The organism is Duganella sp. AC237 (genome assembly GCF_979254035.1).
Window position 1 is genome coordinate 3,990,693 of record NZ_CEEDEW010000003.1, and the last position, 25,113, is coordinate 4,015,805.

Here is a 25,113-nt window from a genome sequence, read left to right on the forward strand (position 1 = left end):
GCGCCATGACATCGCGTTTCCTCTCACGTACCGGCGCCCCGCTCGTATTGGTGTCGCTGCTGGCTGCCTGCGGCGGCAACCATGATGACGCAACCGCGCCGCCCATCCCCCTCGTCAAAGTGACCGAATTGGGCCCCGGCGCCTACGCCGTCAGCGCCGGAGACGCCGCCGATCCCACCGCTGGCAAATACTATGCGGCGGCCGATGGCAGCCGCCTGCTTGTGCTCAACAACAGCGCCCAGCGGGCCAGCGCCACCTACCGCCGCGACGCCAATGGCGCCTGGCTGCGTTCGCCAGAGGCCAAGGCGGACACCGCGCTCGACCTGCTCCACAGCAGCGCCATTCCCGCCAAGGCGCTCGCCACCGCGCCACTGGCCGGCAGTTACGCCGTGCGGCTGGACAACGGCGGCGCGGCGCTCTTTTCGATCGGCACCGGCGGAGAGATCACGGCCGGCGCCAGCCCTTGCAAACTGTCGGGCAAGCTGGCGGCATCGAGCCTGCCGAACGCCCTCAAGCTGTCGCTGGCCGCCAGCGGCTGCGGCGACCTTGCCGCGCAATCGGAGGGGTTGCTGGTCGCCGACGACGACTATGCGCCCGCCGCGTTTCGCCTGATCACCTCGGGCGCGGGCGGGCCGGTCGATCTGTGGGCCTATCCGGAATAAGTGGCGAGCCACCTGCCGGCCGCCGCGAACGCCGAGGCGACCGACTTATCGGACGCCTCGCCGGGCGGCTCGGTGATGGTCAGCCCGGTCAGCCCCATGGACACCACCTGCGCCGCCAGCCCGTCGATGCCGCGCGCCTGCGGCAAATACTTGCCGAACACTTTCACCAGGTTGGCGCCACGGCGGGCGCGCATGTCGGCCACGCATCCGGCCAGCTCGGGCATGCGCGTGGCAGCGATGGCGACGGCGACGCTGGCGCGGGCCAGGTCGAGTTTTTCACCGTCGCCCTCGGTGCGCAAGCGCTGTAACTTGTCGAGGTCGTCCGCATCGACGGCGGCCGAGATATGGGCGACGATCGACTCCAGCCCGGCCAGCACCAGATCGCGCTGGGCGGGATAACGGTAACTCAGCGTGCTGGACGGGATACCGACTTCGGCCGCGATGGCGCGATGGGTCAGGCCGCCGACGCCCTGCGCCGCCAGCCGGATGCCGCACACCCGCGCCGCCGCGACGGACCACGCCGGCACGCGCGCCGAGCTCGCACCGGCCGGCTGCCCCACGGGCGGCAATGCCATCCGTTGCGCCACCGCCGCGAACAGGCGGGCATCCGCCGCGTCGGGAGCGGCGGCGGCGCCACCGGCCAGGGCCCGCTGCAAGCACAAACGGCGCAGCATGCGATAAGGCCCCACCCCATCGAGCACCACGCCATAGGCCTGTTCGGCGATCACATAACCGTGCCACCAGCCGCAGGCGATCAACGCCGGCGCCACGTGCGCCCGCTCGCCGAAGCCTCGCCAGAAGTCGCGGCGGATGCCGACCCAGTCGGCCATCACCGGTCGCAGCGACGCATCCCAGGTACAGGCGTGCAGCATTTCAAGGAATAACACCGTCAGCCCGCGCTGGCCGCTGGCCTGCTCCTCCAGGATCGCTTCGGCCAGGTCGGCGGCAAGCGGCATCGGCAACGGGGCCGGCTGATCCAGCATGGCGCGCCAGCCGTCGAGCACGCGCGCGTCTTGTTGCGCGGCGGCCTGGCAAATGGCGGCGATGACGCCGGCGCGCGCGCCGTAATGATGGGTCAACACCGTGACCGACACGTCCAGTTCACCCGCCAGGCTGCGCAGCGTGAGCGCGGCCAGCCCGCCGTCGCCGACGATTTGGCAAGCGGCGGCCAGCAGTACGTCGTGCTGCGGCGCCTTGTTCGGTCTACCAGGTTCGGCACGTTGGTTCAATCGCGACTCGTGTAAAAAGGATCAAGACGCGATTGTAGGATATTTGACCGGCCGGCATCGCCTATCGCCGGTCGCGGTCTCGCAAGGTCAGGGGATTCTACAGCGTCACGTCCGTCTGGATGTCGGCCAACGCCATGCGCAGCACCTTGTAATCGGGCTCGATGATGGCGTTGAGGTCCGGCGAAAACAACAGGCAGACCAGTTCGGCGGCCAAGCGGCAGACCAGTCCGTGAAACTGAACGCTATCGTTTCTTCTGTCGAAGCGCGCTACGATGGACGCCGTAGACCCGTTCGAGAAGATGACGTCGATGCGATTGCCGTTTTCCGGCCCGAAAACAAACCAGTCATTGGCGACCGACCACGATGGCCCAAGGTAGCCGGACACGATCTGCTGCGCCCGCAGTACCCAGTTCCGGTCCAGGACCGGTGGCAACCACCCATCCAGGGTGATATCGGGCAGGTGTTCCACCCCCGATATCAGATACAAATCACTCTGCCACACCGCCATTGCGTCTACTTTCCTGGTTTGTCACACCAAGCAAAGTTTATCTACGGAAAATTACCCAGGCATGACAGCGTGGCCGCCGACAGCCCGTTACCATGCTCAGCCATGCGGTCGAACCCTACACTGAAGTTGCTCTTAGTCCTACTCCCGTCGGGTTGCAAAAAGGTTCTAATTAAGCCTCAGAAATTAGCCAGGAGAATGCGAATGGAAACCGAACTCAAACTCAAGATCGCGCAGCCGGATCTGGCACGGCTGCGTGAACATCATTTGCTGACCGGCTCGCCTGCGACGGCGCCGGTGGAACACGAATTGCACGATGTGTACTACGACACCCCGAATTTGGATTTGTGGCAAAACGGATTGACGTTGCGCGTGCGCGCCGAAGCAGGTGGCTGGACGCAGACCGTCAAGACGGCCGCGCAAAGTTCTACCGGCTTGCACCAGCGTGGCGAATGGGAATCCGTTCTTGACGGGCCGGCGCCGGAACCGGCCACACTGGCCAAACAGATCAAGCAGAGCCGCATCGCCGAGCTGCTGCGCTCGCCGGAGATCGGCAAGCACCTCTCGCCGATATTCAACAACACCACCCGCCGCACCAGCTGGCGCATCGTGCTGCCGGACGGGCGCAAGGTCGAGTGCGCGCTGGACGCGGGCGACCTGCATGTCGGCAGCCGCAACGCGGCGATCGGCGAACTTGAATTTGAACTCAAACGGGGCAATCCCGCCAGCCTGTTCGAGCTGGCGCTGGCGCTGCACGCCGACATCCCCTTCGAGATCGCCAACGACAGCAAGGCGGCCCGTGGCTATGCGCTGATCCACAGCGAGCCGATCAAGCCGGTCAAGGCCACGGCGGTGAGGCTGACGAAGGAGATGTCGCTGGAGGATGCGCTGCAAAGCATGGGCCTGAACTGTCTGGCGCAGATGGAGGCAAACGTCCCCGGCGTGCTGAAGAAAAGCGTGGAAAGCCTGCACCAGATGCGCGTGGGCTTGCGGCGTCTGCGCGCCCTGCTGGATATGTTCGAGGAGATGGCGCCGTTGCCGGCGCAAACACGCGACAGCCTGGAATGGCTGGCGGGGAACTGGGCGCCACCCGCGACTGGGACGTGCTGGCGGGGTCGACCCTGGCGGGCATACAGGGGGCGGATGTGTCGGGCTTGCGAGAGATCGCGCACCAGCGCTCGCAGCAATTACACCGCGACATGCTGGACAAGCTCCGCGAGCCACGCTATACAGAACTGATCCTCCAGCTGAACGGATGGTTCCATGCGCGGCTATGGCGTGCCGAAGGAAAGCTGCCGAAAGGTTCGTCGCTGGCGCGTCCCGCGCACGAGGCCATGGCGCCCCTGTTGCGCAAGGCGCAGCGCCGCCTGCACAAGCGCATCGACACGCTGGATCAGAACGATGCGCCGTCGCGTCACCGCATCCGCATCGCTGCCAAGAAAACGCGCTACGCCGCCGAGTTTTTCCGCGATCTTTTGCCGGCAAAACAGATCAAGTCTTATCTCCGCACGCTGGAAGATTTGCAGGGGAAACTCGGCCACTTGAACGACCTTGCGGTCGCGCAGGAGCTGCTGGCGCAGATCGACGCGGCCGACGCGGCGCCATACGTGCAGTACGCGCGGGGCTATGTGACGGCGGCGGCGGAGAAGGAAAGCCGGCATTTAGGACGGTCATTGCACGCCATTGACCGAATGAAGATGACGCGGTAGAGGAATTCCGCTTCCACAAACGCAGTAATCAATAGCGCCGCTAGAGCGCGCCCCTTCAGTCGGCCATGCGCACGCAGTTGCGGCCCTGGCGCTTGGCGCGGTACAGCGCCTGGTCGGCGCGGCTGTAGGCCTGTTCGAACGTGCTGCCGCGCTCGTTCCAGCTGACGCCGACGCTGGCCGTCACGGCCACCTCGATCGGCGCCGGCCAGCCGGTTGCCTCGATGGCCTGGCGCAGCCGTTCGCCCAGCGCCAGGCCCTGCACCGGCGTCAGCCCCGGCCACACGACCGAAAACTCCTCGCCGCCGACGCGGCCGATGACCGCTTGGCTGCCGGCCAGCGTCTTTAGGCAACGCACCACCGTTTGAATCACCGTGTCGCCGGCCGGATGGCCGTAGGTGTCGTTGACCTGCTTGAAAAAATCAATGTCGAGCACGATCAGGACCATGTCCTCTTGCGCCAGGCAGCGGCGCGCCTGTTCGATCACGGCGCCGCGATTGAGCGCGCCGGTCAGCGGATCGTGGCTGGCGCGGTATTCCAGCTGGCTGGCCATCTCCTGCAAGCGCGCGTTGAGCTGGGTCAGGTGCCGCTCGGCGCGGTCGCTGCGCTGGACCAGGCGGCGGCTCTCGCGCAACAGCCGCTCATAGTGCGCGGCCAGCTCGCCCAGCGCCAACAGGTGGCCGCCCGGGCTATGGCAGGCGCGCCGCGCGGCGTCGAGCGCGCGCTGCTCCGCGCCGAATAGATCGGGCGCGGCTTCGGCCGCCGCCATGGGTGCGCTGATCATATCGGGCAGTCGCGGAAGCGCAGCGCGGCGAAATCGTCGCGCAGCTCCTCGCCGAATTCGAGGATGGTGTCATCCTCCGGGTCGCGGTACCAGTTGAGCAGCACCTCGTTGCCGGCCAGCGCCGTGTCGTTGAGCGCCTCGAACAGCGCGAACAGCATCTTGGTCGACGAGCTGTTGAAGTAGGCCAGCGAGACGTGCACGGTGATGCTGCTGCCGTCGCACCCGGCCAGATAGTGGCGCAACTGTTCGATCACCGGGCCGTAGAAAGCGGCCGCGTTTTCAGGATAGGACTCGCCTTTCAGCGACAGGGTGTGCTCGGCGAAGCGGAAGTCGACTTCGGGCGAGGTGGGCGTGGCGGCGATAAATAAGGGGTCCATGGCATTCAAATGATGGCTTTGATACAAAAAATAGTCGTGTCGGGGTCGTTCGCCGCCGGCACGAACTCGAATTCGAGCGGTTCGCTCGCTTCGCGCGCCATCGTCAGAAAGCCCAGTCCCGCGCCTTTGCTGTCGGCCGGCGTTTCGGCGCGCAGCGCCTGCTTGTAGGCGGCCTTGAGCTGCTCGACCGTCATGGTGCGCAGCGATTCGAGCCGCGTCTGGATCGCCAACGCCTGATTGCTCATGACCGGATTGGCGCACAGCAGGAAGAACTGGTCGCCGCTGGCGCCGATGCAAAACGAGCCGCGCCGCATCTGGCGGTCGCGCTGGTCGGCCGGGGTCAGCGCCTCGGACGAATAGTGCATGATGTTCTGCGCCATCTCGACGAAGGCCGAGAAGATGCGGCGGCTGGTCGGCCCGGCCGCGCCGGCGCTGTCGAGGCGCGCGCGGATCGTCTCGGAAACGGCCGCCACCACCGGCTGTGAGAAATACCCGGCATAGAAAAAGATCACGTGGCGCTTTTGCGCCACCTGCCACAACTCATCGAACTCCTCGTACAACACGGCGCTACTCCTCAAGGACGGCAACAAAAGAAAGTCAGGTCGTCGCGGCGCGGCTGCTCGCCCTGCCACTCCGCCAGCGCCTCCAGCAACAACGCGGCCAAGCGTGGCGCGGTCTCGCCAGCGTACGCGGCGAGCAACTCGCGCACGCGCCGCTTGCCGAAGGCGATCGCCTTGGCGCCGCCGATCTGGTCGGTCAAGCCGTCGCTGGCGACGAACAGCAGGCTGTCCGGCGCCAAGGTCAGCACGTGGGTCGGCCATTCCTGGGACTGGTCGGTGTCGACGTAGCCGAGGCCGGCCCGTTCGCCCTCCACCACCCGCAGCGGCTCGCCCGGCGCCAGCACGTGCAGCGCGATGCGGGCGCCGGCGAAGTGCAGCCGGCGGCTGGCCGGCTCGAACCACAGGAAGGCGGCGTCGAGGCCGTCGTCCGATTCGGCCGCCGCGCGCCGCTGGCCCGTATGCGTCTGGCCCAGCAAGGCCTTGACGCCGGCGCTGACCTCCCGCAGCAGGCGGCCGGGATCGCGCGCGCCCACGCGCGGCAAGGCCTGGTTGAGCACCTGTGAGGCGATCAAGGTCATGAAGGCGCCGGGCACGCCGTGGCCGGTGCAGTCGCCGAGCCCGACGAACCAGCCGTCGGCATGCCGCTCGACCAGGTAAAAGTCGCCGCCGACGATGTCGCGCGGCTGCCATTCGAGATGGGCGTCGGCCATGGCGGCAAGCGCGTCGCGCGAGGGCCGCAGCACCGCGCGCTGGATGACGCTGGCGTATTCGATGCTGTGCATGATCTGGCGGTTGCGCTCGGCCTGCATGGTGGCGACCACGTTCATCAGCTGCAGCCCGAAGCCGACGCCGGCCAGCTCGCCGCCGCGCGTGATGATGAAGCCGTCGGCCAGCGCCTTCTCGCCAGAGGCCACGGCGCGGAACGTCAGCTCCTCGATGCTCAGCGACGCCTCGACGATCAGCGGTTCCTTGTCCATGAAAGCGATGCAGCTCTTCTTGCCGTACAACTCCTGGTAGAAGGGCTTGGACATCTGCGACATGAAGATGTTGCGGCTGATGAGCCCGATCGGGCGGGCGCCGTCCAGCACCGGCAGACTCATGAGGTCGCGGCGGTCGGTGAACAGTTGCTGCACCTCGGCGTTGCAAGCGTCGGCGACGACGGCCGCCGTGTCACGGCACAGGTCGCCCGCCGTCGATTGGCGGAAGCGCGGCAGATGCTGGCGGGAGGCGTCGAATTCCACAGTTCACCCAATCAATTAAAGATGCATGGTAGCAACTCAATGTGACAACATTATGACCGGATTGGCAAGCCGGGAAAGTGCCTCGCATGGCGACGCCCGGCTTTGCCATCGCCGCAAGCTATGCCATAATTGCCGCTCGAAGACCGCGAAAAACGGCCGTCCGAACCGAGTGGCCCACGCGCCGCTGGAGCAGGCGGCCGCGCACACGCCGACCGGCAATCCTGCCGGCTCGGCCAGCGTTTCCCCCGACATCCGTCGGAATGTATTGCGAACAGTCCCTGCCGGGACTGCACGTATTTATTGGAACGCGCCATGAACACATCTCCCGCCAAATCTAAACCCTGTTCGCATGCCCGCATCGCCATCGTCGGCGCCGGCCTGGGGGGCTTGACGCTCGCCCGGGTTTTACACCGCAACGGCATCGCGGCGACGATCTACGAAGCCGAGGCCTCGCCCGGGGCCCGTGCCCAGGGCGGCCTGCTGGACATCCACGAGTACAACGGCCAGCAAGGACTCAGGGACGCCGGCCTTTACGAGGAATTTCTCGGGATCGTGCTGCCGGCCGAGGACGCCAAGCGGGTGGTCGATAAACACGGCAATATCCTGCTCGACAGGCCCGGGCTGGGCAGCCTCGCCAGACCCGAGGTGGACCGGGGCGAGCTGCGCCGCCTCCTGATCGAATCGCTGCCGCCCGATGCCATCCGCTGGGGGCGCAAACTCGCCGGGACGGCGCGTCCGGGCGGAGCGCGAACGGCGTTGGTGTTCGCCGATGGATCGTCGGCGATGTGCGACCTGGTGGTGGGGGCCGATGGCGCGTGGTCGCGCGTGCGCCCCCTGCTCTCGGCGGCCTTGCCGGCGTACACCGGCACCACGTTCATCGAGACCAGCATGATCGACGGCGATACCCGGCACCCGGCCACCGCGGAGGCGGTCGGCCGGGGAACGCTGATGGCGGTCGCGCCCGGGCAAGGCATTCTGGCGCACCGTTACGCCAACGGGACCTTGCACGCCTATATCGCGCTGAACAGGGCCGAGGCATGGATCGACATGATCGATTTTAGTGACCCCTCCGCAGCGCTGGCGCGCATCGCCGACGAGTTCAAGGACTGGGCCGCGCCGCTGCGGGCGCTGATCACCGACGGCGAGGCCGCGCCGGTTGTCAGGCCGATCCACGCGCTGCCCGTCGTCCACCGGTGGGAGCGTGTCGCCGGTGTCACGCTGCTGGGCGATGCCGCCCACTTGATGTCGCCCTTTGCCGGCGAAGGCGCCAACCTGGCGATCCATGACGGCGCCGAGCTGGGCAAGGCGATCTGCGCCCATCCCGACGATATCGAGGCCGCGCTGGCAAGCTATGAGCAGGCCCTGTTCCCGCGCAGCGCAGCGGTGGCCGCGCAAACGGCGCGCAACCATCAACGTTTTTTCGGACCCGAGGCGCCCCGCAGCGTCGTCGAGTTGTTTTTAACGGTTTAGCCGTCGCGTCGATCGCGGCGTTGTGAGACCATGGAGAGCCCTTCTCGGACCGGACGACCCATGCCAGCCTACCCGCCACATCACGCCATCACGACCATCGCCGACCTCGAGGCCTTGTTCGCGCCGCCGGCGGCGCCATCGATTGCCAAGGAAGCCGCTTACATCCATCCCCACTACGCGACTTTAATCGCCGCCTCGCCCTTCGCGGTGCTGGCGACCAACGGCCCGGACGGCCTTGATGTGTCGCCGCGTGGCGACGCCCCGGGTTTCGTTGTCGTGGAAGACGACACGACGCTGCTGCTGCCCGAGCGGCGCGGCAACAATCGTATCGACAGCCTGCGCAACCTGGTCGTCGATCCGCGCGTCGCGCTGCTGTTTCTCATTCCCGGGCACGGCGAAACGTTGCGCGTTCAGGGCCGCGCGAGCATCGTCGCCGTGCCCGCATTGCTGGAGCGGTTCGCCATCAACGGCAATCCGCCAAAATGCGTGCTGGTGATCAAGGTGGAGTCGGTCTTCTTTCAATGCGCCCGCGCGGTCTTGCGCTCGCGCCTGTGGGATCCGGCGGCGGCCATGCGCGACACCGCGCTGCCGAGCCCCGGCGCCATCCTTGCCGCCCTCAGCGACAACGCTATCGATGGCGGCAAGTACGACGCCGAGTTGCCGGCCCGCCAGCGCACCACGCTTTATTGAGTGATATCGATGACCACCTTGCCGAACGCGCCTGCCTGCACGCGGCGGAAAGCGTCGCCCGCCTGCTCGAACGCAAAGCGCGTGTCAATCACGGGACGCACGCCGGCGACGTCGATAAAGCGCACCAGGTCCTCCAGCATCGCCCGGCTGCCCACCATGATGCCGGCGAGCGTCTTGGCGCCGCCGATCAGCGCGCCCGGTTCGACGCCGTCCCCGGCCGCACCGGCCCTGGCGCCCACCACCACCACGGCGCCGCCCATCCGTGTCGCCTCAACCGAACGGCGCATGGTGCCCTGCCCACCGACCTCGATCACCAGATCGACGCCAACCCCATCGGTGAGGCGCCGGACCTCCTGCTGCCACTCGGGCGTGGCGCTGTAGTTAATCGTGGCGACAGCGCCCATTTTTTTCGCACGCACCAGCTTTTCATCGCTCGACGAGATAATGATCGGCCGTAAGCGCGCGGCCAGCGCCAATTGCAGCGCCCACAAGGAGACGCCGCCGGTGCCCAGCAGCAGCACCGTCGCCCCGGGCTTGAGCGCGCCGCGCGCGAACAACGCGTTCCAGGCGGTCAGGCCGGCGCAGGCGACGGTTGCCGCCTCGGGGTCCGACAAGCTGTCCGGCGCGATGACGAGTGCGTGTTCATCGGCGACTACCGCCTCGGCCAGCGTGCCGGCAAGCTGCGCGCCGAACGAGCGCGCCACCTTGCCGGGCGTGATGGGGCCGTCGACCCAGTCGGGCCAGAAACCGAGGATGACGCGATCGCCGTTCTTCACCCGCGTCACGGCCGAGCCGGTTTCGACGACCCGCCCGACGCCATCGCTGAGCGGCACCACGACCTCGCCGGCCGAATAATAAGTGCCTTCGGCGATCATTACATCCCGGTAGTTGAGCGCCGCCGCGGCCAACTTGACGCGCACTTCGTGCGGTCCCAGCGGGCCTTCCGCGCGCTCGACCATGCGCAGCGAGTCGACGCCCTTGCCTGATGTCAGTTCATAAGCCTTCATGGGTAATTCTCCTGTTTGGTGGATGACATACTGGCGGTTGCCAGCTGTCGCCACTGTATAACGCCACCCACAGGCGACGCTAATGATATTATTTCCCCTTATTGTCTCCTCAAAATCTACAATGACCACGATCGATTTGTTTAACGATGTGCCCGCCTTTGTGGCGGTGGTGGAAGCCGGCAGCTTCGCCGACGCGGCCAGGCGCTTGCACTTGTCGCGCTCGGCCGTGGGCAAGGCGGTGGCGCGGCTCGAGGAGCGCTTAAACGTCAGGCTGTTCCAGCGGACCACCCGCAGCAAGAGCCTGACCGACGACGGCCAGATTTTTTACGAGCACTGCCAACACGCGATTGCCGCGTTGCAGTCCGGGAAAGCCCGGCTGGAAACGGGGCGCAAAACCGTCAGTGGCCGCCTGCGGGTCACCATGCCGGTGCTGTTCGGGCGCATGTGGGTCGCGCCGATCTTGATGGGCCTGGCGGCTGCCAATCCCGAACTTTCGCTCGAACTCGATTTCCGGGACACCGTTGTCGATCTCATCGACGCCGGCATGGACCTGGCCATCCGAAATGGCCCCGTCGGCGTCGTCACCGGCCTGCAAACGCAGCGCATCGCCCTGAGCCGCTACGTGGTCTGTGCCTCGCCTGCCTATGTCGAACGGCACGGCGTGCCGGCCACGCCCGACGATCTCGCCCGGCATGAAGCGATCGTCTACAGCCGCGATGGCCATTTGCACATTTGGCAATTTCTTCGTGCCGACGGCACGCCGATGGAATTGGTGCCGCCGGCCAGATTAGGCCTGAACGATCTCGGCGCCATGCTCAACGCGGCGCTGGCCGGGCAAGGCGTCGCATGGCTACCCGAATGGCTGGTGGCCGAAGCGCTCGAGAGAAACGAGCTGGTCAATCTGATGCCCGGGATGGCAAGCAGGCTTGAGGAGATTCATCTGATCTGGCCGGAATCACCGCATCTGCCCACCCGGACGCGGGTCGCGATCGACCTCGTCGCGCAAAGCATCGCCACCGCGCGCTGGTCGATCGCCTCAACGGCGCAGGCCAGGTTGTAGTCCACGCGATTAGTGCCCAACCTTGGCGGCGGCCTGCTCGATCACCTTGGCGACGTCGGCGGGACGGGCGATAAAGGCCGCGTGGCTGCCGTTGATCTCCACGGTCGTGCTGCTGGCGCGCTTGGCCATGTACCGTTCCAGGTCCGGGTTGACGGTGCGATCGGCGGTCGACACGATCGCCCAGCTCGGCTTGGTTTTCCAGGCGGCCTGCGTGACCGCCGTCCCCGCCGTTTGCACAGCCGGCATCACCTGCGACATGGCCATGAAGCGCGCGGTGGCGGCCGGCAGATCGGCGGCGAAGTCCGCGTGGAACAGCGATGGCTCGAAATACAGATGACCATCGGCGCTGGCCTTGATCGCCTCGCTGGCCGGCGGCGTTTTCTTGACCAGATCGAGCAGGCTTTCGCCGACGTCCGGCGCGAAGGCGGCCACATACACCAGGCCCGCGACCTTGGGATTGTTGCCCGCCTCGGTGATGACCACGCCGCCATAGCTGTGGCCCACCAGGATGCTGTCGCCGTTCATGGCGTCGACCGCGCGCGCCGTCGCCTTGACGTCGTCGGCCAGCGACGTTTCCGGCTGCTGCACGACGGCGACGTTGTAGCCGTCCCTGGTGAGGATGTCGGCCACGCCCTGCCAGCCGGAACCATCGGCGAAGAAGCCATGGACTAAAACGATGTTCTTGACCGGCGGCTTGACCGGCGCGGCCATGGCGGCGGTGCCGGTGCCGGCGGCGAAAGCGATGGCGAGTGCAGCGGCGATGCGGGTAACGGTTTTCATGGTGCGTCTCCAAAAGGAAATAGAAATAAAAGGAAGGTCATAGCGTTCAAGGTGTTATGGCGACCGCCGCACTGGCGACGCGCGGCCGGGTGGCCGTCGCGCCGCCATGCCGCTTAAGCGATTTGCGTCAGCAACAGGGCTGCCGCTTCCGCCGACGAGGCCGGGTTCTGGCCGGTGATCAGCAGGCCGTCGCGGACCACGTACGAACCCCAGTCCGGGCCTTTGGAGTAGACGCCGCCCTTGGCGATCAGCTCATCCTCGACCAGGAACGGCACCACGTTGGTCAGGCCAACGCCCTCTTCCTCGGTGTTGGTGAAGCCGGTGACCTTTTTGCCCTCGACCAGCGGACGGCCAGCCGGCGTTTGAACATGACGCAGTACGCCGGGCGCATGGCAAACCAGCGCGACGGGCTTGTTGGCGGCCAGGAACGATTCGATCAAGGCGATCGAGTTGCGGTCTTCCGCCAGATCCCACAGCGGGCCGTGGCCGCCCGGATAGAAGACGGTATCGAAGTCGGCCTGGTTGACGCTGTCGAGGCGCACGGTGGCCGCCAGTTGGGCGGTCGCGGCGGCGTCGGCTTCGAAGCGGCGCGTCTGCTCGGTCTGGAACGATGGCTCGTTGCTCTTCGGATCCAGCGGCGGCTGGCCGCCCAGTGGCGATGCCAGCACGACTTCGACGCCGGCATCCTTGAAGGTGTAATACGGGGCGGCCAGTTCCTCGAGCCAGAAGCCGGTTTTGCGGCCGGTGTTGCCCAGGGTGTCGTGCGAAGTCAAAACCATCAGTACTTTTTTCATGTTAGTTCTCCAAAGTTAAGTTAATTTACTGTGCATACCATCTTCGCTAATAGACCAGTCGTCTATAAGCAGTTTGAAAAAAACAGACCCGGGGGCGTTTCTGTGTGCCGTTCGGTCCGTCCATGTGAAGAACTTTATCATCGATTAGACCGGTCGTCTACAACTATTTTAAAAAGTTTGATGATTGCAATAATCGGATGGTTGGATTCGATCTTTGCATGGCAGGACGGCACGCGGCGTCGTTAGAATTGCTGCTGATCCCTACCACCAACAACAAGGCCAAGATAACCATCATGGTAAGAACGCTCTACGACAAGCTGGTCGACAGCCACACGGCGGTGCTGCCGGGCATGGTGATCGCCGCCGGCGACAGCCACACCACCACCTACGGCGCCCTCGGCGTGCTCGGCTTCGGCATCGGCACCTCCGACATCGAGCATTATCTGGCCACCCAAACGCTGGCCTAGAAACGCCTCAAGACCATGCGCGTGACGGTGGAGGGCCGGTTGGGGCCGGGCGTGCGCTCCAAGGACGTAATCATGGCGCTGGTCGAGCGCATCGGCGCCTCGGGCGCCACCGGCTACGCCATCGAGTTCGAGGGCACGGCGATCCGCGCGCTCGGCGTCGAGGCGCGCATGACGATCTGTAACATGGCCGTCGAGTGCGGCGCGCGCGGCGCGCTGATCGCGCCCGACGAGAAGGTCGTCGAGTATCTGCACGGGCGCCCGCGCGCGCCGCAAGGCGCACTGTGGGACGCCGCCCAGGACGCCTGGAAAGGCCTGCACAGCGACCCCGGGGCCAAATTCGACGGCGAGGTCGTCCTGCCGGCCGCCGACATCGCGCCGATGGTCACCTGGGGCACCAGCCCGGACCAGGCGGTACGCATCGACGAACGCGTGCCCGACCCCGCCGAGGCTGCGGACCCGGCACGCCGGCGCGACATGCAGCGCGCGCTCGACTACATGGGGCTGCAGGCGGGCCAGGCGATGGCGTCGATCACGATCCATCGCTCGGCTGCGGCTCGAGCCGCGAGCACGCCGTCTGGGGCTTGATGCAATACGGCGTGCGCGCCGTCATCGGCACCACCTTCGCCGGCATCTTCTTCGACAATTGCGCGCGCAACGGGCTGCTGGCGGTCTCCCTGCCGGCCGACGTCGTCGCCATGCTGGCGGCCCTGGCCGAAGACGCCGCGACAAATCTGTTGACGGTCGACCTCGAACGGCAGACCATCAGCGCGGGCAACGTTAAAATCGGCTTCGAGATCGACGCCGTGCGCAGGGAGGCGCTGATGCGCGGACTGGACGCCGTCGGCCAAACGTTGACCCTGCGCGACGAGATCGTCGCGTTCCAAAACAGACATTTCAAGGCACATCCATGGTTTCTTTGACGTCGGCGCCCTTCACGCCACGCGGCCCCTCACCCTTCCTCGACGGCCACGCGCTCTACGACTTCGCCGCCCCGTCGGGCGTGACGATCCGCTTCGCCATCGCCGGCGCCGGCCCGGCGCTGCTGCTGGTGCACGGCCATCCGCAAACCCACGTCACCTGGCGCAAGGTGGCGCCGGCGCTGGCGCGGCGCCACACGGTGGTCGCGCCCGACCTGCGCGGCTACGGCGACAGCGGCAAGCCCGATGGCGGCGCGCGACATGTCAACTACTCCAAGCGGGCCATGGCGGCCGACCTGGTCGCGCTGATGACGGCGCTCGGCCTGGAACGGTTCGCGCTCGCCGGCCACGACCGGGGCGGCAGGGTCGGCCACCGGCTGGCGCTGGACTTCCCACAGGCCGTCACCCGCTTGGCGCTGTTCGACATCGCTCCCACCGCCACCATGTACGCGCGCACCGACAAGGCCTTCGCCACCCGCTATTTCTGGTGGTTCTTCCTGATCCAGCCGTATCCACTGCCGGAACGGCTGATCGACGCCGATCCGGAGTTTTTCCTGCGCACGCACATCGACGGCCAGAACAAGACGGCCGGCGCCACCGAGCCGGAGGCCTTCGCCGAATACCTGCGCTGCTACCGCGATCCGCGCACCCGCCACGCGATCTGCGAGGACTACCGGGCGGCGGCCGACATTGACCTGGAGCATGACGCCGCCGACGCCGACGCAAGGCTGGCCGTGCCGGTGCTGGCCCTGTGGGGGGGCAAAGGCACCGTCGGCGCCCTGTACGACGTGCTGGCGACGTGGCGCGAGAAAGCGCTCGACGTGCGCGGCCGCGCGCTCGACTGCGGCCACACGCTGCAGGAGGAGCGGCCGCTGGAAGTGCTGGAGGAGCTGGAGCGGTTCCTGGCGGACCCGGACTAAAAGCGCCCCAGTGCGCTGCGCACTGGGGCGGTGGCGATCACGGCGCCGGCGGCGCCCAGCAACCGTGCGCGACGACCTGCTCCCAGAAGCGCTCGGCGGCGCGCACCTGCCGCGCGCGCGGCCGGAACAAGTGGATTTCGATGCGCACCTCGTCGGCGGCACCGCCCAGCCTGACCAGCCGGCCGCTCGCGAGGTCGTCGGCCACCAGGCTCAGCGGCGACCACGACACGCCGCGTCCCTCGCGCGCCATCATCACCAGCACGGTCGCCAGGTGCGACGAAAACACCGGCTCGCCCAGCGGCGCGCGGCGCCCCTCGTCCCATGCCGCGCGCAGGATGCGGCCCATGCCCGACGACGGCGTGTACGCCAGGTGCGGCCCGTCGCGCAACGCGTCGGCGCCGGCCAGCGACGGCGCGGCCACCGGCACCAGCGCGTCCGCGCCCAGCACCACCGAGCGGAAGCGATCCGGCGACAGCTTGCCCGGCGCCGCCGGATGCGCGTGGCACAGCAGGAATTGCGCCGCGCCATCGACCATCAGGCGCTCGCAGCCCAGCATGGTATCGGCGGTCAGCTGGATCGGCGACGCCAGCGGCGCCCTGTCCTCGAGCGCGCGCAACCACGACGGAAAGAAGGTCATCGACAACGCCTGCGTCGAGGCGAAGCGCAGCGTCTCGACGCACGCCTGGGCGGCGCCGAGCGCGTCGCGCCGGCCGGTGTCCAGCTGGCGCAGGATTTCCTCGGCGAAGGGTGTAAAGCGCTCGCCGGCGGCGGTCAGCCGCACCGCGCGGCCGGCGCGCTCGAACAGCGGCGTGCCGACCCACTCCTCCAGGCAGCCGATGCGCCGGCTGAAGGCCGGCTGGCTGATGGCGCGCCGCTCGGCGGCGCGGGAAAATCCGCCCTCGCGCACGACGGCGATAAAATCTTCCAGCCAGGTGGCATCCATTCCGAACAAGTTCCTTGTGATCCGCGCAGTTCAGGCCAAGGCGGCCCGGCGCAGCACGTCCTCGACCCACTGATTCAGGCTCTTGCCGTGGGCGGCGGCTGCGAGCGCCGCGGCCTCGTGCAGCGAAGGATCGACGCGCAGGGAGAACTTGCCGGAAAATTGTTTGCGCGGTTCGACGCCGTCCGCAGCGCAAGCCTCGAGAAAAATATTTAGGGAAATCATACCCTCCCTTTGCAGTCCCTCGACATCCTTAGCGTAAAAGTCCGCTCCTCCGTTAAGCCCAAGAAATTCGCCGCGGAACATTTGAATTTCAGGATCGAAAGCAATCACAGCTTGGTAGCCGCCGATGGTCATCGTATTCTGCATACTCATGGCTTAACTCCGTTCTCTTGGAACGATGGTAGCAGAAAATGGTATCAATCCGAGCTCGGAGAACTGCAAAAACACGGATTCCATCAAAAATACAAGGGTCTTCGACGCGACGTCACTCGTCCTTGGCCGCGCCGGCCACCTTCGCCAGTTTTTTCACGCGCCGCGCCTTGTCGTTGACGATCTGGTGGCGCTTGTGATCCGTCATTTTCTTCCAGTCGCGCGCCTCCTCGAGCGTGCGCAGGCACTCCGAGCAGTAGCCGGTTCGACCGTCGAATTCGCACACGCCGGTGCAGGGAGACTTAAGTGCCATGTATAACCTTGAGCATTACATCTTCAGGTTGAGCGAAATATACGCGGCGCGCCCGGGTCCCGGAGAAAACATCGGCTGCGCGTCGGCGGCCGGCCAGAAGAAATTGTCGTACCACGCATACGCATACTGGCGATCGGCCAGGTTTTTGACTTGGACATCGATGCTTACGCGCTTCGACACCGCGTAGCGCACGCTGGCGTCGAACAGGACGAAGCCGCCGAACTTGCCGCGCGTGTTCGGGCTGTCGATGAAGTAGTCGCCCTGCGCCCTGCCCTGCAGGCCCACACGCCATTTGTCCGAGGGGCGATACTCGGCGCCGGCGTTGCTGATATGGCGCGGCGTGGAAAACACTTCCTTGCCGGCCAGCGAGACGCCATCGGCCGTGAACGCGCTGGTCACTTCGGCCTTTTGCAGCGAGTGCGAAAGCCAGAAATCGAGCTTGTCGGTCGCGTGCGTGGATAGCTGGATGTCGACGCCCTGCCTGCGGGTTTCGCCCAGGCCGACCGTGGTGCCGGTGGCCGGCATATTGGCGACTTCGCCGGTGGCGTCCTGGCGCCAGACGGCCAGGCGCATTTCCGACCCTTGCAGCGGCTTGAACTTGACGCCGAGTTCCTTGCCGGTGTTGATCGACGGCGCGAAGGTGGCCTGGTTCGCGACCAGATAAGCCGGCCCGCCCGAACCGGTCAGGACCTGGAACGTGCGTCCCCAATTGCCGTACAGGCTGACATTGGCGGCCGGGTTGTACACCATGCTCAACTTCGGTTGTTCGATCCAGCCGTAGTCCTGCAGGTCGGACTTGACGCCCACCGTCCTGACTTTCGAGCTGCCGGAGAATTTATCGGTGCGGAAGCCGGGCACGATCTTGAGCGACTCGAACGGCTTGATAATCGCCTGGACGTAGGCGCCAAAGTTATCGAGCGTATAGATGTCGTTGTTCTGGATCTGGGCCGGCGTGCCGAAGTTGGTGGGCACGCCGAAGCTGTAGCGCTGGCGGCGGTAGCGGTTGTCCTGGTGTTCCGCGTTGACGCCGCCGTCGATGACGAGCTTGTCGTCGGCGCGCCAGGTCAAGGTGCTCAGGAAGCCGTATTGATCCTCGTCCCACAGGCGGCGCTGCCGGGGCGCGGTGCCGGCGGGATTGCTGGTGAAGGTCACGCGGCGATCGTCCGCATAGCTGTTGTAGTAAAGCTTGCTGCTGAGGAAAGCATCCGGCGTCATCTGCCAGTCGAGGTGTGCGCTGGCATGGCGCATCTCGCGCTCGGTGGTGTCGTTGGCGTTCTTTGCGGGCGACTGGCGGCGGTCTTCGGCTATTTGTTTGGCGGTCAGGAACCCCGGCTCTTCGGCGTCGTGCTTGTAGGCACGCACGATCAGTCCGGCCTTGACCTCCTTGCCGGGCGACGTCAGGAACCACTTGGCGCCGAGCGAGTACTTGTCGCTATCGCTGTGATCGCGATAGCCGCCCGAATCCTGCTTGGCCAGCATATAGTTTTGCGCGAAGCCGTCGCTCTCGCGGCCGATCGCCACCTGCGCCTCGCGGGTGTCGAAGCTGCCGTAGGTGAACCGGCTATCGACGTAATTGCCGCCCTGGCGGGTGGCGAAGTTGATGTTGCCGCCAATATTGTGCAGGCCGTAACGCGGGTCGTTGGTGCCCCGCACCACCTCGATATAGTCGACCTCGAGCGGGAAGATCATGTCGATGAAGCGCTGGTTGCCGCTGTTGACGTTGCTCGGCACGCCGTCGATCAACACCTTGATGCCGTTGATGTAGCCCTCGCCGTTGAAGGCCCGGAACGTGGCCTTGCCGGACTCGGCGCCCATGCGGGTTTCGGTGAGCTGGACGCCCGGCAGCTGGCCGACCAGCTCCCAGCTGTTGCCCACGTTCTTGTCCTCGACCTTGTCGGCGCCGAGGATGTCGACCGACGTCAGCACGCGGTTGCTCAGCAGCGGCCCGGCGAGGCGCTGCCCGCTGATGTGGACCTGGCCAATCGTGATGGCGGTGTCGTCGGACTGGGCGCTGGCGCTCATAAAGGGCATGGCCGAGGCGATGGCCAGCGGCAGGAGTTTTCGTTTCATAGGAATCTTCAGTGGAGAAATCACAAAGGCGGCGCCGCGTGGAAGTATACACGCACGCTGCACTATTGCAAGTCTTTTGCAATAAGCGAGACTTCCCCCTGTTGATGATCCCGCCGGCTTATGATCCGCCGCGCGACTTCCTGTCCAGCACCTGGCCCGCCGACCAGCCGCCGCCGATCGCTTTGACGAGCTGCACGCCGGCCTGGCGGTAGCGTGTCGTCAAATCCAGTTCGCTGCGGGCCGACTGCAGATAGGCGGTTTGCGCCGTCACCACATCGAGGTAGCTGGCCGCGCCCTGATCGTAGCGTTTCTTGGCCAGGTCCAGCGCGCGTTTGGCGGCGGCCGCCGCCAGATGGTCGGACTTGGCCGCCTCGTCGTAGTTGGTCAGCAATGACAGCTGGTCTTGCACCTGCTGGAACGCGGTCAGCACCACCGAGCGATAGCGCTGCCCCGCTTCGTCGAGCACCGCCTCGGCGTTGGCGATCTGCGCCTTGCGTTTGCCGCCGTCGAGCAGGCTGACCGCCAAAGTGGGACCGACCGCCCAGAACAGGTTCGAGGCCTGCGCGAAGCGGCCGAAATCGCTGGACTGGAAACCGCCCGCCGCGTTCAGGGTCAGCGACGGGAACAGCGCCGCGCGCGCCACGCCCACCTGGTCGCTGGCGGCGGCCACGCGCGCTGCGGCGGCGGCGATGTCCGGCCGGCGTTGCAGCAACTGCGACGGCAGGCCCAGCGGCAGCGCCGGGGTGGCGAAGCCGTCGCCGGCCGGCGCCACCGCGAAGTCGGCGGCGTTGGCGCCGACCAGCGCGGCGATCGCGTGCTCCTGTACATTGCGCTGCGCCTGGCGCTGGCGCAGCAATGAACGGGCCGATTCGAGCTGGGTCTCGGCGCGCGCCAGATCCAGGCCCGAGGCGCTGCCGCCGTCGTGGCGCCGCGTGATGAGATCGGCCTGGCGCTGGTAGGCCACTTCGGTCTCGCGCAGCAGCTTGAGGTCGGCGTCGGCGCCGCGCAGGGCCAGCAGCGTGTCGGCCAGTTGCACCTGCAGCGACAGGCGCGCGGCGGCCAGGTCGGCGTCTGCGGCGCGCTCCTGCGCCACGCCGGCGCTGACCTGCTTGCCAATGCGGCCCCACAGGTCGATTTCGTAGCCGAGGTCGAATTCCAGCGTGCCGCTGTCGTACTGGCTGGGCGAGGTGGCGCCGCGCAACGGTTTCATATCGGACTGGCGCAAGCGCTGGCCGTTGAGCGACGCGCCCAAGGTAGGCGATTGCGCCGCGCGCAGCACGCCGGTGGCGGCCTGCGCCTGGCGGTAGCGCGCCAGCGCGCTGGCCAGGTCCGGGCTGTTGGCGATCAGCTGCCGTTCGAGCTGGTCCAGCTGCGGATCGGCGTACATGGTCCACCAGTCGGCCGGCAAGGCAGGCGCCGGGTCACCGGCGGCGGACCAGCCGGGCGGCACGTCGCGGAAGGTGGCTGCCATCGGCACCGCCGGCGGCGCCTGCAACGGCGCCTCGGCGCACGCCGCCAAGGCCAGCGTCAGGGTGGTGGCGTAAAGGATCTTCACGGTTTGGCCTTGGCGTTGTTGGTAGGGCCGGCGGTGGCCGCCACGCGCACCAGGTCGCCGGTGGCGACGCCGTCGGGCGGGTTGGCGATCACCTGCTCACCCTTGTCGAGGCCGGCCGCGACTTCGACCGCGTTGCCGAGGTCGCGGCCGACGGTGATCCGTTTGACCAGCACGCGATTGTCCTTGCCCAGCACGGCCACCTGGGTGCCGCCCTTGTTGAAGATCAGCGCGCTCGGCGGAATGCTCAGCGCTCCGCTCGACAGCGGCGCGTCGAAATGGATCGACGCATAGCCGCCCGGCAGCAGTTCACGGCTGTCGTTGCGCACCGCCAGCTGCACCAGCATGGCGCCGGAGTTGGCGTTGATGGCCTGCGACAGCGACTGCACGGTGGCCGTGTAGACCTTGCCGGCGCGCTCGGGCACCGTCAGCTCGGCCTGGTCGCCGACCTTGATGGCGGCCACCTGGCGCTGCGGCACGTTAACGTACACGCGCAGGCGGCTGATGTCGGATACCACGAACAGCTCGCTGCCGGGCGTGCCGCCGACGTTGATCAGCGCGCCAACGTCGGTGTTGCGCGCGGTGACCACGCCGTCGAACGGCGCCACCAGGCGGGTATAGCGCTGCAGCGCCTGCACGCGGTCGACGTTGGCCTGCATGGCGTTGACGGCCGAGCGCTTGGCCGCCAGGTCGCCGGCCTTTTCATCGGATTCCTGGCGCGAGACGGCGTCCGCCTCCAGCAATCCCTGCCAGCGCTTGGCGGTGCTGGTGGCCAGGGTCAGGTTGCTGCGCGCGCTGGCCAGTTCGGCCTTCGCCTGCAGCAGCTGCTGGTCGAGGTCCGGGGTTTCGATGTCGGCCAGCGTCTGGCCGGCCTTGACCGGCGCGCCGATGTCGACCTTCCAGTTTTTCAGATAGCCGCTGACGCGCGCATAGATCGGCGCCCTCGCCCACGGCTCGATGCGGGCCGACAGGTCGATCGAGGCGCCGGCCATTTGCCCGGCCGGCAGGATGCTGACGGCCGGCACCAGCGGCGCGCTGGCTTCCTTGACTTGTTGCGCTTCCGAACGGCGGCTGATGACGCCGGCCGCGACCAGCGCGGCGGCCAGCACGATCAGCCCGAAGAACATTGGCTTGTGCCCCATACGGGTGGTTTTAGTTGGCATGGACGGGTGCTCCGGAAACAGGTTGGTCATGGTGCGGCGGCGGGGTCGGCGAGGCCTTGGTCCCGGGCGCGTGTTTTTTGTGCACGATGCTGAACACGACCGGCACGAACAGCAAGGTGGCGGTGGTGGCGAAGATCAGGCCGCCGATGACGGCACGCCCCAGCGGCGCGTTCTGCTCGCCGCCGTCGCCCAGCCCAAGCGCCATCGGCAGCATGCCGATGATCATCGACAGCGCGGTCATCAGCACCGGACGGAAGCGCACCGAGCCCGCCTCCAGCGCGGCGGCGGTGGCGTCGCCCAGTTCGTCGAGTCGTTCGCGCGCGAAAGAGATCACCAACACCGAGTTGGCGGTGGCCACGCCCATGCACATGATGGCGCCGGTCAGCGCCGGCACCGACAGCGTGGTGTTGGTGGCGAACAGCATCCAGACGATGCCGGCCAGCGCCGCCGGCAGCGCCGAGACGATCACCGCCGGGTCGAGCCACGACTGGAAGTTGACGACGATCAGGAAGTAAATCAGCACCACCGCGCCGAGCAGACCGAACAGCAAGCCGGAGAAGGCCCGGTCCATGGTCTTGACCTGGCCCAGCATCTGCGCCGACGCGCCCTTCGGCAGCTCGGCCTTGGTCTCGGCTAGCAGCTGGTTGATGTCCTTGGCGACGGCGCCGAGGTCGCGGTCCTGCGTGGTGGCGTAGATCTGCACCATCGGCGCGATGTCGTACTGGCTCACCAGCGCCGACGCCGTGCCGCGCTCGAAGCGGGCCACGCCGCCCAGGGTGGCGCCGCCGGTGGTGGCGCCGTTGCCGACCGGCAGGTTGGCCAGCGCCGACAGCGAATCGAGCTGCGGTTGCGGCGTCTGCATGACGATCGGGTAGCTCACGCCGTTGGCCGGATTGAGCCAGAAGGTCGGCGCCACCTGCGAAGAGCCGGCGAGGTTGACCACCATGCTGTTGGTGACGTCGCGCGTGGTCAGGCCCAGTTGCTGCGCCTGCCCCCGGTCGACCTCGACATTGAACACCGGCGCCTTGTTCGATTGCTGGATGCGGGCGTCGGCCACGCCGGGAATGGCGCGGATGCGCTTGAGCAGCTTCTCGGCGTAGACGTAGTTGTCGGCGATCTTACCGCCGCGTATCTGCACATCGATCGGCGCCGGCGAACCGAAATTCAGGATCTGGCCGACGATATCGGCCGGCGGGAACGAGAACGTGGTGTCAGGGAATTCCTCCGGCAGTACCTTGCGCAGCTTGCGCACGTATCCGGCGGTGGGTGCGTGCCCTTCGCCCAGCGCGATCTGGAAGTCGCCGTCCTGCGCGCCCATCATGCCGGTGTTGTTGTAGACCATGTTGATCGAGCTGGCCGGCATGCCGATGTTGTCGGTCATGGTGACGATCTCGCTGGCCGGAATCACGCGGCGAATCGCCTGGTCGATGCGGGCGAAGCGCGCGGCGGTTTCCTCGATGCGGGTGCCGACCGGCACCCGCGCGTGGATCAGCACCTGGCCGGAATCGACCGACGGGAAGAAGTTACTGCCCAGGAAAGGCACCAGCACGAACGACGCGGCCACCACCAGCAGGAAGCCGATGACGAACGGCGGCCGGTTGCCGATGGCCGACTGCAGGATGTCCATATAGCCGGCGCGCACCTTCTCGAAGCGCGCCTCGAAGCCGCGCTGGAAGCGCACCAGCGGATTGCCCGACGGCGGCGGCGCGCCGTGGCCGCCGTGGGCGTGGGCATGGCCCTCGCCGGTGTCGTGCGGCGTGAGCAGGTAGTTGGCCATGGTCGGCACCAGGGTACGCGACAGGATGAACGAGCAGACCATGGCGAAGATCACCGCCTCGGCCATCGGCACGAACAGGAAGCGCGACACGCCGTCGAGGAAGAACATCGGCACGAACACGATGCAGATGCACAGCAGCGAAACGAAGGCCGGCGTGACGATTTGCGCGGCGCCGTCGAGGATGGCGTTTTCCACCGACTTGCCCTGCTCCAGGTGCCAGTTGATGTTTTCGATGGTGACGGTGGCGTCGTCGACCAGGATGCCGACGGCCAGCGCCAGCCCGCCCAGGGTCATCAGGTTGAGCGACTCGCCGATGGCCGACAGCGCCACGATGGAGCCGAGGATCGACAGCGGAATCGACACGGCGATGATGATGGTCGAGCGCCAGCTGCCGAGGAACAGCAGGATCATCAGCGACGTCAGCGCGGCGGCGATCACGCCCTCCGACGCCACGCCCTTGATGGCGGCGCGCACGAACACCGACTGGTCGTTGATCGGCGTGACCGTCAGCGCGTCCGGCCAGCCGGCCTTGAGCGTATCGATTTTCGCGCGCACGCCGTCGACGATGGCCAGGGTCGAGGCCGAACCGTTCTTGAGCACCGACATCAGCACCGAGCGGCTGCCGTCGACGTGCACCACGTTGGTCTGCGGCGCATTGCCGTCGTGGACGTTGGCGATGTCGCCCAGGTAGATGGTGGCGCCGTTGACCACCTTGACGGGCAGGCGCGCCAGGTCGGCGATGGCCGACGGCGCGCTGTTGAGCTGGATCGTGTATTCGAGCGTATCGATTTTCTGCGTGCCGACCGGGGTCAGCACGTTCTGCGCCGCCAGCGCGTTGGCGATGTCCTGCGCCGACAGCCCGCGCGCCTGCAGCGGCGCCGGGTCGACGTCGATCTGCACTTGCCGCTGCTTGCCGCCATACGGCAGCGGAATCGCCGCGCCCGGCACGCTGACGAGCGGCGTGCGCACGGTGTTGGTGCCCAGGTCGGACAGCTGCTGTTCCGACAGGCCCTTGCCCGACAGCGCCACTTGCAGGATCGGCACGGTGGCGGCGTTGTAGTTGATGATCAAAGGCGGCGTGATCCCGGCCGGCATCTGCTTGAGCAGCGCCTGCGAGATCGCCGTCACCTGGGCGTTGGCCACCGCCACGTTGACGCCGGGCTGGAAAAAGATCTTGACGATGCTCACGCCGGTGTAGGTGTTGGCCTCGATGTGCTCGATGTCGTTGACGGTGGTGGTCAGCGCGCGCTGGAACAGGGTCGACACGCGGCCGGCCATCTGGTCGGGCGGCTGGCCGGTGTACTGCCACGCCACCGCGATCACGGGGATCTTGATGTCGGGGAAAATGTCGGTCGGCGTGCGCAGCGCCGCCAGCGGACCGGCGATCAGCAGCAGCAAGGCCATGACCACAAACGTATAGGGACGCCGAAGCGCCACGCGGACAATATCGATTAACACAACACCCCCAGGGACGACCGGCCGGCCACGAAGGCCGGGCAATGCTACATTAGTGAATCAATTTTAGCCGTTTTATCGTTATTTACGGTCCAAGAATTGTTTCTACTATGTATCAAGGTAACCGTGCGGATGGGCGCAGAGGTCAAGGCTTTGGTGCGCAATGGCGGGTGTATATTTCCTTAGGCGTCTGGCCGCGCGCTTCCAGCTGGGCTAGAATCGGCATCGAAGACGGCTTGCGGCCCAGGCCAGTCAAAGCGGCAAAGGGGCCATCGATGTTTTGCACATCCACCCCGAGGAGC

At 66.7% G+C, this 25,113-nt stretch carries 22 protein-coding genes and 2 pseudogenes; 8 read left to right on the forward strand and 16 right to left on the reverse strand.

What is annotated here, in order from left to right:
• Nucleotides 1–5 precede the first annotated feature (5 nt).
• Complete coding sequence (locus tag AC0IYS_RS17600; RefSeq protein WP_471706391.1) at nucleotides 6–662, forward strand: hypothetical protein; 657 nt, start codon at nucleotides 6–8, stop codon at nucleotides 660–662.
• Here the strand turns inward: AC0IYS_RS17600 and AC0IYS_RS17605 are convergent.
• Both AC0IYS_RS17605 and AC0IYS_RS17610 read right to left on the reverse strand, forming a co-directional pair.
• The gene (locus AC0IYS_RS17605; RefSeq protein ID WP_471706392.1) at nucleotides 650–1,891 is read right to left on the reverse strand and encodes a TetR/AcrR family transcriptional regulator; all 1,242 of its coding nucleotides are present in this window, start codon (nucleotides 1,889–1,891) and stop codon (nucleotides 650–652) included. The two genes, AC0IYS_RS17600 and AC0IYS_RS17605, sit on opposite strands and share 13 nt — an antisense overlap.
• Before the next feature lie 97 nt (nucleotides 1,892–1,988).
• Complete coding sequence (locus AC0IYS_RS17610) at nucleotides 1,989–2,399, reverse strand: hypothetical protein (RefSeq protein ID WP_471706393.1); 411 nt, start codon at nucleotides 2,397–2,399, stop codon at nucleotides 1,989–1,991.
• A gap of 201 nt (nucleotides 2,400–2,600) precedes the next feature.
• Between AC0IYS_RS17610 and AC0IYS_RS17615 the strand changes: the two are divergent.
• A pseudogene (locus AC0IYS_RS17615) lies at nucleotides 2,601–4,105 on the forward strand (CYTH and CHAD domain-containing protein).
• Nucleotides 4,106–4,160: 55 nt separating this feature from the next.
• Here the strand turns inward: AC0IYS_RS17615 and AC0IYS_RS17620 are convergent.
• Genes AC0IYS_RS17620 through AC0IYS_RS17635 form a run of 4 tightly spaced genes read right to left on the reverse strand, consistent with a single transcriptional unit; the run spans nucleotide 4,161 to nucleotide 7,064 of the window.
• Nucleotides 4,161–4,886: a GGDEF domain-containing protein gene (locus AC0IYS_RS17620; protein ID WP_471706394.1), complete on the reverse strand. Its 726-nt coding sequence runs from the start codon at nucleotides 4,884–4,886 to the stop codon at nucleotides 4,161–4,163.
• Nucleotides 4,883–5,263: a DUF1987 domain-containing protein gene (locus tag AC0IYS_RS17625; RefSeq protein ID WP_471706395.1), complete on the reverse strand. Its 381-nt coding sequence runs from the start codon at nucleotides 5,261–5,263 to the stop codon at nucleotides 4,883–4,885. The genes AC0IYS_RS17620 and AC0IYS_RS17625 overlap by 4 nt, the downstream gene beginning before the upstream one ends.
• Before the next feature lie 5 nt (nucleotides 5,264–5,268).
• A complete protein-coding gene (locus AC0IYS_RS17630) occupies nucleotides 5,269–5,826 on the reverse strand; it encodes a SiaB family protein kinase (RefSeq protein ID WP_471706396.1) in 558 nt (185 codons plus the stop codon).
• 11 nt (nucleotides 5,827–5,837) lie between these two features.
• The gene (locus AC0IYS_RS17635) at nucleotides 5,838–7,064 is read right to left on the reverse strand and encodes a SpoIIE family protein phosphatase (protein ID WP_471706397.1); all 1,227 of its coding nucleotides are present in this window, start codon (nucleotides 7,062–7,064) and stop codon (nucleotides 5,838–5,840) included.
• A 312-nt stretch (nucleotides 7,065–7,376) separates the two neighbouring features.
• On the opposite strand from AC0IYS_RS17635, the gene AC0IYS_RS17640 reads away from it, so the two are divergent.
• Both AC0IYS_RS17640 and AC0IYS_RS17645 read left to right on the forward strand, forming a co-directional pair.
• On the forward strand, nucleotides 7,377–8,534 hold the full coding sequence (locus AC0IYS_RS17640; protein ID WP_471706398.1) for an FAD-dependent oxidoreductase: 1,158 nt from the start codon (nucleotides 7,377–7,379) through the stop codon (nucleotides 8,532–8,534).
• Between the two features lie 60 nt (nucleotides 8,535–8,594).
• Nucleotides 8,595–9,224, forward strand: a complete 630-nt coding sequence (locus AC0IYS_RS17645; protein WP_471706399.1) for a pyridoxamine 5'-phosphate oxidase family protein — start codon at nucleotides 8,595–8,597, stop codon at nucleotides 9,222–9,224.
• Here AC0IYS_RS17645 and AC0IYS_RS17650 read toward each other — a convergent pair.
• On the reverse strand, nucleotides 9,218–10,231 hold the full coding sequence (locus AC0IYS_RS17650) for a zinc-dependent alcohol dehydrogenase family protein (RefSeq protein WP_471706400.1): 1,014 nt from the start codon (nucleotides 10,229–10,231) through the stop codon (nucleotides 9,218–9,220). The two genes, AC0IYS_RS17645 and AC0IYS_RS17650, sit on opposite strands and share 7 nt — an antisense overlap.
• Nucleotides 10,232–10,352: 121 nt before the next feature.
• Here AC0IYS_RS17650 and AC0IYS_RS17655 point away from each other — a divergent pair, with 121 nt between their 5' ends.
• The gene (locus AC0IYS_RS17655; RefSeq protein WP_471706401.1) at nucleotides 10,353–11,291 is read left to right on the forward strand and encodes a LysR substrate-binding domain-containing protein; all 939 of its coding nucleotides are present in this window, start codon (nucleotides 10,353–10,355) and stop codon (nucleotides 11,289–11,291) included.
• Nucleotides 11,292–11,300: 9 nt separating this feature from the next.
• On the opposite strand, the gene AC0IYS_RS17660 is transcribed toward AC0IYS_RS17655, so the two are convergent.
• Both AC0IYS_RS17660 and AC0IYS_RS17665 read right to left on the reverse strand, forming a co-directional pair.
• Entirely contained in the window at nucleotides 11,301–12,071 is a 771-nt protein-coding gene (locus tag AC0IYS_RS17660) for an alpha/beta fold hydrolase (RefSeq protein ID WP_471706402.1), read from the reverse strand.
• Nucleotides 12,072–12,184: 113 nt separating this feature from the next.
• Nucleotides 12,185–12,865, reverse strand: a complete 681-nt coding sequence (locus AC0IYS_RS17665) for a type 1 glutamine amidotransferase domain-containing protein (protein WP_471706403.1) — start codon at nucleotides 12,863–12,865, stop codon at nucleotides 12,185–12,187.
• 293 nt (nucleotides 12,866–13,158) lie between these two features.
• Between AC0IYS_RS17665 and AC0IYS_RS17670 the strand changes: the two are divergent.
• The 3 genes and pseudogenes from AC0IYS_RS17670 to AC0IYS_RS17680 all read left to right on the forward strand — a co-directional run bounded on the left by AC0IYS_RS17670 (nucleotide 13,159) and on the right by AC0IYS_RS17680 (nucleotide 15,169).
• Nucleotides 13,159–13,917 (forward strand): annotated as a pseudogene (locus AC0IYS_RS17670) (aconitase family protein).
• Nucleotides 13,917–14,252 carry a 3-isopropylmalate dehydratase small subunit gene (locus AC0IYS_RS17675; RefSeq protein ID WP_471706404.1) on the forward strand — a complete coding sequence of 112 codons (336 nt, stop codon included), beginning with the start codon at nucleotides 13,917–13,919 and terminating at the stop codon, nucleotides 14,250–14,252. The pseudogene AC0IYS_RS17670 and the gene AC0IYS_RS17675 overlap by 1 nt, the downstream one beginning before the upstream one ends.
• Complete coding sequence (locus AC0IYS_RS17680; protein ID WP_471706405.1) at nucleotides 14,240–15,169, forward strand: alpha/beta fold hydrolase; 930 nt, start codon at nucleotides 14,240–14,242, stop codon at nucleotides 15,167–15,169. The genes AC0IYS_RS17675 and AC0IYS_RS17680 overlap by 13 nt, the downstream gene beginning before the upstream one ends.
• Nucleotides 15,170–15,206: 37 nt before the next feature.
• On the opposite strand, the gene AC0IYS_RS17685 is transcribed toward AC0IYS_RS17680, so the two are convergent.
• The 7 genes from AC0IYS_RS17685 to AC0IYS_RS17715 all read right to left on the reverse strand — a co-directional run bounded on the left by AC0IYS_RS17685 (nucleotide 15,207) and on the right by AC0IYS_RS17715 (nucleotide 24,814).
• On the reverse strand, nucleotides 15,207–16,112 hold the full coding sequence (locus tag AC0IYS_RS17685; RefSeq protein ID WP_471706406.1) for a LysR family transcriptional regulator: 906 nt from the start codon (nucleotides 16,110–16,112) through the stop codon (nucleotides 15,207–15,209).
• A 30-nt stretch (nucleotides 16,113–16,142) separates the two neighbouring features.
• Nucleotides 16,143–16,484, reverse strand: a complete 342-nt coding sequence (locus AC0IYS_RS17690) for a type II toxin-antitoxin system HicB family antitoxin (protein ID WP_471706407.1) — start codon at nucleotides 16,482–16,484, stop codon at nucleotides 16,143–16,145.
• A gap of 112 nt (nucleotides 16,485–16,596) precedes the next feature.
• Nucleotides 16,597–16,794 carry a DUF1289 domain-containing protein gene (locus tag AC0IYS_RS17695; RefSeq protein WP_471706408.1) on the reverse strand — a complete coding sequence of 66 codons (198 nt, stop codon included), beginning with the start codon at nucleotides 16,792–16,794 and terminating at the stop codon, nucleotides 16,597–16,599.
• 15 nt (nucleotides 16,795–16,809) lie between these two features.
• Nucleotides 16,810–18,864, reverse strand: coding sequence for a TonB-dependent receptor (locus AC0IYS_RS17700; protein ID WP_471706409.1), 2,055 nt, complete (start codon nucleotides 18,862–18,864; stop codon nucleotides 16,810–16,812).
• A 118-nt stretch (nucleotides 18,865–18,982) separates the two neighbouring features.
• Nucleotides 18,983–20,419, reverse strand: a complete 1,437-nt coding sequence (locus tag AC0IYS_RS17705) for an efflux transporter outer membrane subunit (RefSeq protein WP_471706410.1) — start codon at nucleotides 20,417–20,419, stop codon at nucleotides 18,983–18,985.
• Complete coding sequence (locus tag AC0IYS_RS17710; RefSeq protein ID WP_471706411.1) at nucleotides 20,416–21,579, reverse strand: efflux RND transporter periplasmic adaptor subunit; 1,164 nt, start codon at nucleotides 21,577–21,579, stop codon at nucleotides 20,416–20,418. Before AC0IYS_RS17710 ends, AC0IYS_RS17705 begins: the two co-directional genes overlap by 4 nt.
• On the reverse strand, nucleotides 21,569–24,814 hold the full coding sequence (locus AC0IYS_RS17715; RefSeq protein WP_471706412.1) for an efflux RND transporter permease subunit: 3,246 nt from the start codon (nucleotides 24,812–24,814) through the stop codon (nucleotides 21,569–21,571). Before AC0IYS_RS17715 ends, AC0IYS_RS17710 begins: the two co-directional genes overlap by 11 nt.
• Nucleotides 24,815–25,113: the final 299 nt, after the last annotated feature.

Excerpts from the sequence above, each read along its gene's own strand:
- AC0IYS_RS17600 (WP_471706391.1), top strand. The coding sequence starts at position 6 with ATGACATCGCGTTTCCTCTCACGTACCGGCGCCCCGCTCGTATTGGTG.
- AC0IYS_RS17610 (WP_471706393.1), bottom strand. The coding sequence starts at position 2,399 with ATGGCGGTGTGGCAGAGTGATTTGTATCTGATATCGGGGGTGGAACAC.
- AC0IYS_RS17620 (WP_471706394.1), bottom strand. The coding sequence starts at position 4,886 with ATGATCAGCGCACCCATGGCGGCGGCCGAAGCCGCGCCCGATCTATTC.
- AC0IYS_RS17625 (WP_471706395.1), bottom strand. The coding sequence starts at position 5,263 with ATGGACCCCTTATTTATCGCCGCCACGCCCACCTCGCCCGAAGTCGAC.
- AC0IYS_RS17640 (WP_471706398.1), top strand. The coding sequence starts at position 7,377 with ATGAACACATCTCCCGCCAAATCTAAACCCTGTTCGCATGCCCGCATC.
- AC0IYS_RS17645 (WP_471706399.1), top strand. The coding sequence starts at position 8,595 with ATGCCAGCCTACCCGCCACATCACGCCATCACGACCATCGCCGACCTC.
- AC0IYS_RS17650 (WP_471706400.1), bottom strand. The coding sequence starts at position 10,231 with ATGAAGGCTTATGAACTGACATCAGGCAAGGGCGTCGACTCGCTGCGC.
- AC0IYS_RS17655 (WP_471706401.1), top strand. The coding sequence starts at position 10,353 with ATGACCACGATCGATTTGTTTAACGATGTGCCCGCCTTTGTGGCGGTG.
- AC0IYS_RS17660 (WP_471706402.1), bottom strand. The coding sequence starts at position 12,071 with ATGAAAACCGTTACCCGCATCGCCGCTGCACTCGCCATCGCTTTCGCC.
- AC0IYS_RS17665 (WP_471706403.1), bottom strand. The coding sequence starts at position 12,865 with ATGAAAAAAGTACTGATGGTTTTGACTTCGCACGACACCCTGGGCAAC.
- AC0IYS_RS17675 (WP_471706404.1), top strand. The coding sequence starts at position 13,917 with ATGCAATACGGCGTGCGCGCCGTCATCGGCACCACCTTCGCCGGCATC.
- AC0IYS_RS17680 (WP_471706405.1), top strand. The coding sequence starts at position 14,240 with ATGGTTTCTTTGACGTCGGCGCCCTTCACGCCACGCGGCCCCTCACCC.
- AC0IYS_RS17685 (WP_471706406.1), bottom strand. The coding sequence starts at position 16,112 with ATGGATGCCACCTGGCTGGAAGATTTTATCGCCGTCGTGCGCGAGGGC.
- AC0IYS_RS17690 (WP_471706407.1), bottom strand. The coding sequence starts at position 16,484 with ATGAGTATGCAGAATACGATGACCATCGGCGGCTACCAAGCTGTGATT.
- AC0IYS_RS17695 (WP_471706408.1), bottom strand. The coding sequence starts at position 16,794 with ATGGCACTTAAGTCTCCCTGCACCGGCGTGTGCGAATTCGACGGTCGA.
- AC0IYS_RS17700 (WP_471706409.1), bottom strand. The coding sequence starts at position 18,864 with ATGAAACGAAAACTCCTGCCGCTGGCCATCGCCTCGGCCATGCCCTTT.
- AC0IYS_RS17710 (WP_471706411.1), bottom strand. The coding sequence starts at position 21,579 with ATGCCAACTAAAACCACCCGTATGGGGCACAAGCCAATGTTCTTCGGG.